At 62.2% G+C, this 7,583-nt stretch carries 6 protein-coding genes and 1 tRNA gene; 4 read left to right on the forward strand and 3 right to left on the reverse strand.

Annotation, left to right across the window (positions count from 1 at the left end; translation table 11 throughout):
* Positions 1-48 precede the first annotated feature (48 nt).
* The gene (locus tag ABIE49_RS00605; protein ID WP_192735969.1) at positions 49-990 is read left to right on the forward strand and encodes an alpha/beta fold hydrolase; all 942 of its coding nucleotides are present in this window, start codon (positions 49-51) and stop codon (positions 988-990) included.
* On the opposite strand, the gene ABIE49_RS00610 is transcribed toward ABIE49_RS00605, so the two are convergent.
* A complete protein-coding gene (locus ABIE49_RS00610) occupies positions 984-1,910 on the reverse strand; it encodes a septal ring lytic transglycosylase RlpA family protein (protein ID WP_192736124.1) in 927 nt (308 codons plus the stop codon). The genes ABIE49_RS00605 and ABIE49_RS00610 overlap by 7 nt on opposite strands.
* Before the next feature lie 988 nt (positions 1,911-2,898).
* On the opposite strand from ABIE49_RS00610, the gene ABIE49_RS00615 reads away from it, so the two are divergent.
* From ABIE49_RS00615 to ABIE49_RS00625, 3 genes are all read left to right on the forward strand, one after another.
* Positions 2,899-4,323, forward strand: coding sequence for an outer membrane protein (locus tag ABIE49_RS00615; protein ID WP_192735970.1), 1,425 nt, complete (start codon positions 2,899-2,901; stop codon positions 4,321-4,323).
* A 178-nt stretch (positions 4,324-4,501) separates the two neighbouring features.
* Positions 4,502-4,591, forward strand: a tRNA-Ser gene (locus ABIE49_RS00620).
* A gap of 69 nt (positions 4,592-4,660) precedes the next feature.
* Positions 4,661-4,930 carry a hypothetical protein gene (locus ABIE49_RS00625; protein WP_192735971.1) on the forward strand — a complete coding sequence of 90 codons (270 nt, stop codon included), beginning with the start codon at positions 4,661-4,663 and terminating at the stop codon, positions 4,928-4,930.
* Between the two features lie 25 nt (positions 4,931-4,955).
* On the opposite strand, the gene ABIE49_RS00630 is transcribed toward ABIE49_RS00625, so the two are convergent.
* A complete protein-coding gene (locus ABIE49_RS00630; protein WP_192735972.1) occupies positions 4,956-5,768 on the reverse strand; it encodes an aspartate dehydrogenase in 813 nt (270 codons plus the stop codon).
* 143 nt (positions 5,769-5,911) lie between these two features.
* Positions 5,912-7,573 carry a ShlB/FhaC/HecB family hemolysin secretion/activation protein gene (locus ABIE49_RS00635; protein WP_192735973.1) on the reverse strand — a complete coding sequence of 554 codons (1,662 nt, stop codon included), beginning with the start codon at positions 7,571-7,573 and terminating at the stop codon, positions 5,912-5,914.
* Between the last annotated feature and the right edge of the window lie 10 nt (positions 7,574-7,583).

The following is a 7,583-nucleotide window of genomic DNA, read 5'->3' on the forward strand; positions in this document are numbered from 1 at the left end:
GGGCGCTGCAATTTCCCGACAAGATACGAAAAACAGGGCGGAAACGCGATGCCATCCTCACGCACCATTTCCGCCAACGGGATCGAGTTGTTTGTGCTCGAGCAAGGTCAGGGTCCGCTGGTGCTGCTTTGTCACGGCTGGCCGGAATTGTCCTATTCGTGGCGGCACCAGATCCCTGCGATCGCGGCAGCCGGTTTCCATGTCGTGGCGCCGGACATGCGCGGCTTTGGCCGCAGCAGCGCGCCCGCTGATGTCGGGGCTTACAGCATCTTCGACAATGTCGGCGATATGGTCGCGCTGGTGTCGGCCCTCGGCGAAAGGCAGGCCGTCATTGTCGGCCATGATTGGGGCGCGCCCGTTGCCTGGCACGCGGCGATGTTCCGCCCGGACGTCTTTACGAAGGTCGCGGGCCTCAGCGTACCGCCCCCGTTCCGCGGCCGCGGCCGGCCGCTGGACAGCCTGCGCGACGGTGGGATCACCAATTTCTATTGGCAATACTTTCAGACCCCGGGTGTTGCCGAGGCCGAGTTCGAACGGGATGTCGCCTTGACCATGCGCCTGGTGCTCGGGCGCGGGGTGTCCGACCCGGCCGCGCTCTACGTCACCGAGGGCAAGGGCTTTCTCGGCAACATCGGCCCCGTCGTGAAGCTGCCGGATTGGCTCGATGAGGCCGACATCGCCTATTTTGCCAAGGTCTACAGGGAGTCGGGCTTCCGCGGCGGACTGAACTGGTACCGCAATCTCGACCGAAACTGGGAACTCACCGCCCCCTGGCAAGGTGCCCAGATCCATCAGCCGTCATTGTTCGTCGCGGGATCGAAAGATTCCGTTATCACCGGCCTGATCGGCGCCAAGCGCGTCACGGAACTGGAGCGGGTGCTGCCTAACCTGCGGCAAAAGCTGATCATCGACGGCGCCGGTCACTGGGTTCAGCAGGAACGGCCCGATGAGGTCAACGCCGCTTTGATAGCCTTCCTGAAGAATCAGTAGAGCCCGCGCCCGCTCAGAACCTCGCTCGGGCCGCGCGGATCGATCGGCAGATACGCCGAGCGCGGCGCGGCCGCATAGCCCGGCTCGTTTTCATAAGAGACCGCACGCGGATTTTCCAACGCCCGGCCCCGGGTGCGGTTGGAGGTCGACATTTCCGAGGTCGCATTGATCGAGGCGTAGTCCGCCGACGTGTTGCCGAGGCTATAGGGCCGTCCCTCAGGCATCGGAACCTCACCCCGGATCCGGCCCGCGGATGACGGCATCTCGGGAACGAACGGCCGGGTAGAAGCCACCCGCACCGTGGACGGTGACGGTGCCGGAACGCCGGTCCGCAAGGTCGCCATCAGCTGGCGATCGTCGGAACCCTCCAGGGGGGCCCGCCCGACATACTCAACGCGGACCTTGGCGACACCATTGCTTTTGAAATCAAGCAGTTCAGCCGCCTTGTTCGAGACGTCGATGAGGCGATTGCCATGGTATGGGCCGCGGTCATTGACGCGGACGACCAGCGATTTGCCGTTACGCAAATTGGTGACGCGGGCGTAGCTGGGGATCGGCAGCGTTGGATGGGCTGCGGTCAGCGAGAGCATGTCGAATACTTCGCCATTAGCGGTCAACCGGCCATGGAAATCGTCGCCGTACCAGGAGGCCATGCCCTCCGCGCGATAGTCGGGGTCTTCCTCGGGCACGTAGACCCGCCCCGCCACGGTGTAGGGTTTGCCGATTCGGTAGGTGCCGCCGCCCTTCGGCACGGGCTCGCCCATCGCCACCACCCGGGGGCTCGAGGAAACGCCGTACTTGGGATCGACGCGGCTCGCGAACTTGCCCGACGAGGCGCAATTGGCAAGTAAGAGACAGGCGGCCGCGGCAGCAGCGCCACGCGCCACCCGGACCATCGATTTCGGCCGTCGAATCCCCATTCGCCCCAATACCATTCCCACGGCCGCATGCCTACGTTGAGGCTGCATGGCCTGATTCCTTGATACGGCCCACCTCCGCACCAAGTCGTAAAGATATCGCAACCCGAACACGGCGGAAATGCGGTGCGCGCCGCCGTGGTGAATCAATGGTTGCTACCCGCGTGGTCGCCTTGGGTTTGCCGTGGTCCCCCGGCGGTTTACGGGCTTCATTGTGACGATCGCCCTCAGACCATCCCTGCCCTGTCCCGCTTTCAGACAATCTGTTGCAGCAAATCATCACTCGGCCCGGATCTGTCGTTTCGGCCACTGAATCTTTTTGACTGTGCAACGCCGCGGTCGTTCTGTGCGTGCAGGGGCGCAAAGGATTTGTGCGATGATTGAGACGGTTACAGCGATTATGGGCCTGGTGAGCGCGGCGATTTTCCTGGCCCATGCATTCGAAGGCTATCGTTCCCGGGCCTGAGTTTCAGGTCCTGCCTGGGGCATTGGCCCCGGGTAGAAAGACTCATCACCTCCTTCGAGGCGGGAGATTCGGAAAGCTTTAATAAATTCGGACGAGCATCCAGAGTGGCAGGTGTATCATGCGCAACCACGATTTGGTCTCCAACGGATTCCTAGCACTGACCACGGCCAGCCTGGTGCTGCTGTGCTCGAGCCTGCTGGCGTTCGCGCTCGGCTAGACCGCCGGTAGGCAACTGACGGGCCCAGTGCTCCGGCATCAACGCGGGGCGCATCCGACGAATGCTCCACTTGGCATTGAAGGTTGGCATTGAAGGGCTGGCCGCCAATTAGCACCTGCTCAACATAACGTGCCGCCGCATGCGCACTTCGGGTTGGCGCCCACTTCTCCGCCTGCGCGCAGACGAGCGATTTATCCAACCATCGCCACAGTAATATGATTCCCGCTCAGGTGTTGCGGCGCGGTCACACACGCTTCCGCGCGATTTGATAGAGTGAATCGGGTCATACGATTAAATGGGTGCTGGGAATGAAGCGTGTGCCGCTTGGTATGGCGATCGCAATCGCTACGGTCGTAACCGCTCAAGCGGCGGATCTTCCCGCCAGGACGGCAAAGGCTCCGATAGTCGCATCCGTCTATAGCTGGACGGGTTTCTATGTTGGCGGCAATTTCGGATATGGCGTCGGACACAATTCCAGCGAACCGTTCTTCGGCGCACCTCCGACCGACAGGGTAACACTCGCCCCGCGCGGCGTGCTCGGTGGCCTGCAGGTCGGATATAATTGGCAGGCAGGCAATTGGGTGCTCGGCGCCGAAGCCGACTGGCAGTGGACGGACCAACGGGATTCGTATTGCTTTAACTGCATCAGTTTCCCTCCTGGCGTTATTGGTCGTGGCGTCGCCCAGGAGATGCCGTGGTTCGGAACCGTGCGCGGGCGGTTGGGATATGCGGCCGGCCCGGCCCTGTTCTATGCCACCGGCGGCTTGGCGTATGGGGAAATCCGGCAGACCCTGGATTGCTGCTTCGGAGCGCCGTCGGCAACCGCAACCAATAGTAAGACGGGATGGACCGCCGGCGGCGGCGTCGAGGCAGCGCTGGCCGGCAACTGGACGGCCAAGGTCGAATATCTCTACGTCGATCTCGGCAGTGTTTCGAACACGCAGATCATCCCTCTCGCCTTCGGCGGCGGTACGCAAGTCGCCACCAGCGACGTGCGCAACCATGTCGGACGCGTCGGCGTGAACTATAGATTTGGCGCCCCGCCGGCCCCGGCAGCTGCGCCTATGTTCGCCAAAGCTCCCGCTCTGCTCGGCTACAACTGGACCGGCGCTTACGTCGGCGGCAATGTCGGCTATGGCGTCGCCCGCAATGCTGGCGTCCAGACCTTTGCACTTCCCAACGATCAACTCACCATCGCGCCCGATGGCGTCGTCGGTGGCGCGCAGGCCGGCTACAATTGGCAGGTCAGCAGTGTCGTGCTGGGTCTGGAAGGCGACTTTCAGTGGAGCGGCCAGAAGGACACGATCTGTAGACTATGCCAGCCGACGCTGGGCACCCTGACGCAGAATTTCACCCAGGAGATGTCGTGGCTCGCAACGGCGCGCGGGCGGCTGGGCTATGCCGCCGGACCCGCGCTGTTCTACGTCACGGGTGGTGCTGCGTTCGGTGAGATCAAGACCACCATCAACCAGCAGAGTCCGCCCCTGAACCAGACATCACAGTTCAACAGCACCAAGACCGGCTGGACCATCGGCGGCGGCATCGAGGCCGCGCTCGGCGGCAATTGGAGTGCCAAGGCCGAGTATCTTTACGTCGACCTCGGCAACGTCACCTACACGGTAACCCAGCCTGGATTCGGTCCCCTCACGCTGGCCACTGACGTGCGCGATCACGTCGGACGCGTCGGTGTGAACTACAAATTCGGCAGCGGTCCGGTCGTCGCCAAGTATTGAGACGGCGAGCGAGCGGCGTTGGCAGCAACTCTCGCCCGGTCGACCGCAAATCCTGCATCGGATCGACCCACGGACAACGTGCCCTGCTCTCTTCCTCAGGAGCGTCATCCTCAAATTGGGTCCACGTTCGCATTGCGTTCGACTCCGCCCTACGCTAAGCGACTGAAATTACTGGTTTGGAAGGGTGGCCGAGTGGTTTAAGGCACCGGTCTTGAAAACCGGCGTGCCTGCAAGGGTACCGTGGGTTCGAATCCCACCCCTTCCGCCAGTATTGGACGATTAGCCGGCCCAGCCTGTTATCCTGGGCCTTTCATCCCTCGGGCTTTGCCAAATGGCCATGAGTGATCTCGAAAAAGCGACGCGCGTGCTGGATGCCTTGAAAGCTGCCGAAGATCAGCCGGCGCAGTTGGCCTTGCCGATACTGAACGGACTGGTCGGCCTGGTTCAGGGAAGCGGCGAGCAGCCGCTGGAGGTCGAAGAGGCGCGCTCTGGTGCATTCATGGCGATTTGCGAGATCGGCAAAGCGCTGCACCGCGGTCAGCCTGCGGACCAGCTTTGGTCGGCGGCGATCGGCGCCACGGAGCGCTGGATGTCGCTCGCGAAGTGAGGCCTCCCCCTCACCGCCTGAATCCTCAGGTTCCGACGCGTAAAGCTGAACCTTGCTTGCGCAGATAGGCAATGACCGAGAGTGCCGTGATGCGGCCGGTCTTGGGGTTTTCCGAGGGAATGTTCTCTATCGTCATCGAAAAGCGCGCGGAATCCGATTCCACTTCAACGCGGTGCACATTTCGGGTCACGGTTGGATCGGCCCAAATCTGCAGCGTGGTCCGGTCGGGCCCAAGGCCCGCCAGTGACAGCGCCACGGCCACATTGAGATTCGCCGGGAAGCCCTTGGCGGCATCACGGGCGGTGCCCTCGAAAATCTTCAAGGGCTCGGTGATGCCGGCAATGTCGATGTTGTTTTCGACCAGATAGGGAGCCCCGGCGAGGCCGTTGAGCGGCTTTCGCGTCACCATCCTGACCGACTGGATATTGCCTTCCGCCGCGGCGGTGACCGCGTCGAGACCGATCAGCGCACCGGTCGGCACGACGATCTGGCCGCCGTTCTGCCTGGCCAGCGCAATCAGATCCTCGTTCTCGAGAAGCGCGCCCACGCTCAGGACGATCGCAGTTTTACCGCGGCTCACGAACGGGATAACAATCGATCGCACGAGCTTGCTGGGCGCGCACTCGATCACGATATCGGCCGCCGCGCAGAGCTCGTCGATCGGCAAGACGGCGGGCGATCGCTTCAATTTGGCGAGAAAATCGCCATGCTTCGCCGGGTCCTGAACCGATACCGCCGCGAGGACCAGACCGTCGATGCCTTGATCCAGGGCTTCCACAACCTTCCGCCCGATCGGACCAAGGCCGACGACGGCGACGCGCCGAGATGGGTTGGGCATCGTACGAACTCCCTGGAAATCGCTCACGTGCCCTGCATAGCATTTCCCGGGCGCGCGTCGAGAACGGCAGCGCGGTCACCGGGGACGTCAGAACATTAGCCGGGATGTTTCGGGGCGGGCTCGCCAGAATCCTGGCGGCGTTCCTATCCGGGCACGTTTTGCTTGGGGAACATCAGCAGGGGCCGGAAGATGAACCGGCCATAGTATTCGTAGTGCCGCTGGGTGGAGATCGCCAGTTTCAGGGGCGTTGCATAGCTGCCCTCGAACGTCAGCGACGGCGCCATCGTCCACGAGAACCCCGCCCCGATCGAAGCCAATTCCACGATGCCGGGGAATGTCGAGTACACCGCGCCCCAATCGGTGAACACATACGTGTCCAGGCCCTTGAGAATGGCCGACCAGTTGTAGTGCAGTTCAGCGTTGACGTAGTAGCCGCTGTCGCCTGCCACCGCATTGGTGGGATAGCCGCGCACCGTGGTCGGGCCGCCGATCGAAAAGATCTGGTCGCCCGGCAACAGCTTCGTCGGCGAATATTGCCAGCTGCCCAAGAGATTGGCGCTGAAATTGGCAGGACCCACCCCCGTCGCTATCGCACTGCCGGTATAGGTATTGAAGGTTCGGTTGCCGTTCAGGATGTAATCGTGCCACTCGATGTAGTTCATCGACGGCGAGACGGTGATGGAATAATTGTTGCCGGAATTGGTGAGCGAAAACCCGCCCGTGGATCGCTGATAGCGGTCGCTGGTAACCGCGACGGTGCTAAACCGGCTTACCGTATTGCCGTCGGTCTGGGCCGCGTTGAGCAGCAGCAGCCAATTCTGGGTAACCCAGGCCGGCTGGCTGAAATTGATGGAGGCCTGGGTCGACCGCCCGGTTACGTCGAGCGCGACGAACGGTCCGTCGATGATCTTGATCTTGCCTTGCGTGTAACTCAGGCCGACGCGGCCGCCCCAGGGGTTTACCGGAATGTTGTAGGCGACGTTGCCGTTGAGATTGCCGTCCGACCTCACCCCATAGAACGTCAGGCGATCGTCCACGCCGAACAGGCCGTGACGCCGGTAAAACGCGCCGCCCTCGAACCGGCCGGTGTTCTGGACACCCTGATTGTCGGTAAATAATTGCAGTGTATCGGTGGGTGGTTCGAGCACGGCGAATTGCAGGTCGGTCAGGCCGAAGCTGGTCCCCGGCTGCAACAACGCCTTGATCTGCACGTCGTTGGTTCGATTGAACCAGATCACATCGCGGTTGAGCTTCGGCACATCGAGGACTTCACCTTCCGGCGCCTGGACGCGCGGCAGGATATAGGACGTCGACGTCTGCTTGTTGCCTTCGATGGTGGTCTTTTGCAGACGACCTTCCGTCAGCTTGATGCGAACGATCCCGCCCTTGGCATCCTGATCCGGCAGCGTCGCGATCCCCGTGACGATCCCGCGTTCGGCGTAGACCGCGTTGATATCGGCTACGACCTGCTGAAGTGTCGCGATGTCGGCGTTCTTGCCGATATATTTCTTCGCAATCTCATCGAGCTCTTCGGGCGTAATGAACTTGGATGAATCGAACTCAAGCTTGCGCAGCAGGAATTTTGGACCACCTGGCTTCAGGGTTTGGGTCTTTTCCCGCTCGCCGCCGACCACGCCGGGGCCCTGGAGTTTGGGCGGTTGGCTCTGCCGCTCGAGTTGCTGCCGCTGGCGGTCGATGTCGGTCTGGATGGCGCCGGGGTTGACCTGCGGGGCGAGCTGCGCGCGCGCGGATGCATTGCACAACAGTGCAAGCCCGATGCCCAATGCTATTGCCTGCCTACGCATTGAAAACCTG

It is taken from the genome of Bradyrhizobium sp. OAE829 (genome assembly GCF_040546575.1).
Lineage (GTDB): Bacteria > Pseudomonadota > Alphaproteobacteria > Rhizobiales > Xanthobacteraceae > Bradyrhizobium.

What these genes read in the sequence shown, in the direction of transcription:
- ABIE49_RS00605 (WP_192735969.1), top strand. Translation starts at nt 49, where the DNA reads ATGCCATCCTCACGCACCATTTCCGCCAACGGGATCGAGTTGTTTGTG.
- ABIE49_RS00610 (WP_192736124.1), bottom strand. Translation starts at nt 1,910, where the DNA reads ATGGGGATTCGACGGCCGAAATCGATGGTCCGGGTGGCGCGTGGCGCT.
- ABIE49_RS00615 (WP_192735970.1), top strand. Translation starts at nt 2,899, where the DNA reads ATGAAGCGTGTGCCGCTTGGTATGGCGATCGCAATCGCTACGGTCGTA.
- ABIE49_RS00625 (WP_192735971.1), top strand. Translation starts at nt 4,661, where the DNA reads ATGAGTGATCTCGAAAAAGCGACGCGCGTGCTGGATGCCTTGAAAGCT.
- ABIE49_RS00630 (WP_192735972.1), bottom strand. Translation starts at nt 5,768, where the DNA reads ATGCCCAACCCATCTCGGCGCGTCGCCGTCGTCGGCCTTGGTCCGATC.
- ABIE49_RS00635 (WP_192735973.1), bottom strand. Translation starts at nt 7,573, where the DNA reads ATGCGTAGGCAGGCAATAGCATTGGGCATCGGGCTTGCACTGTTGTGC.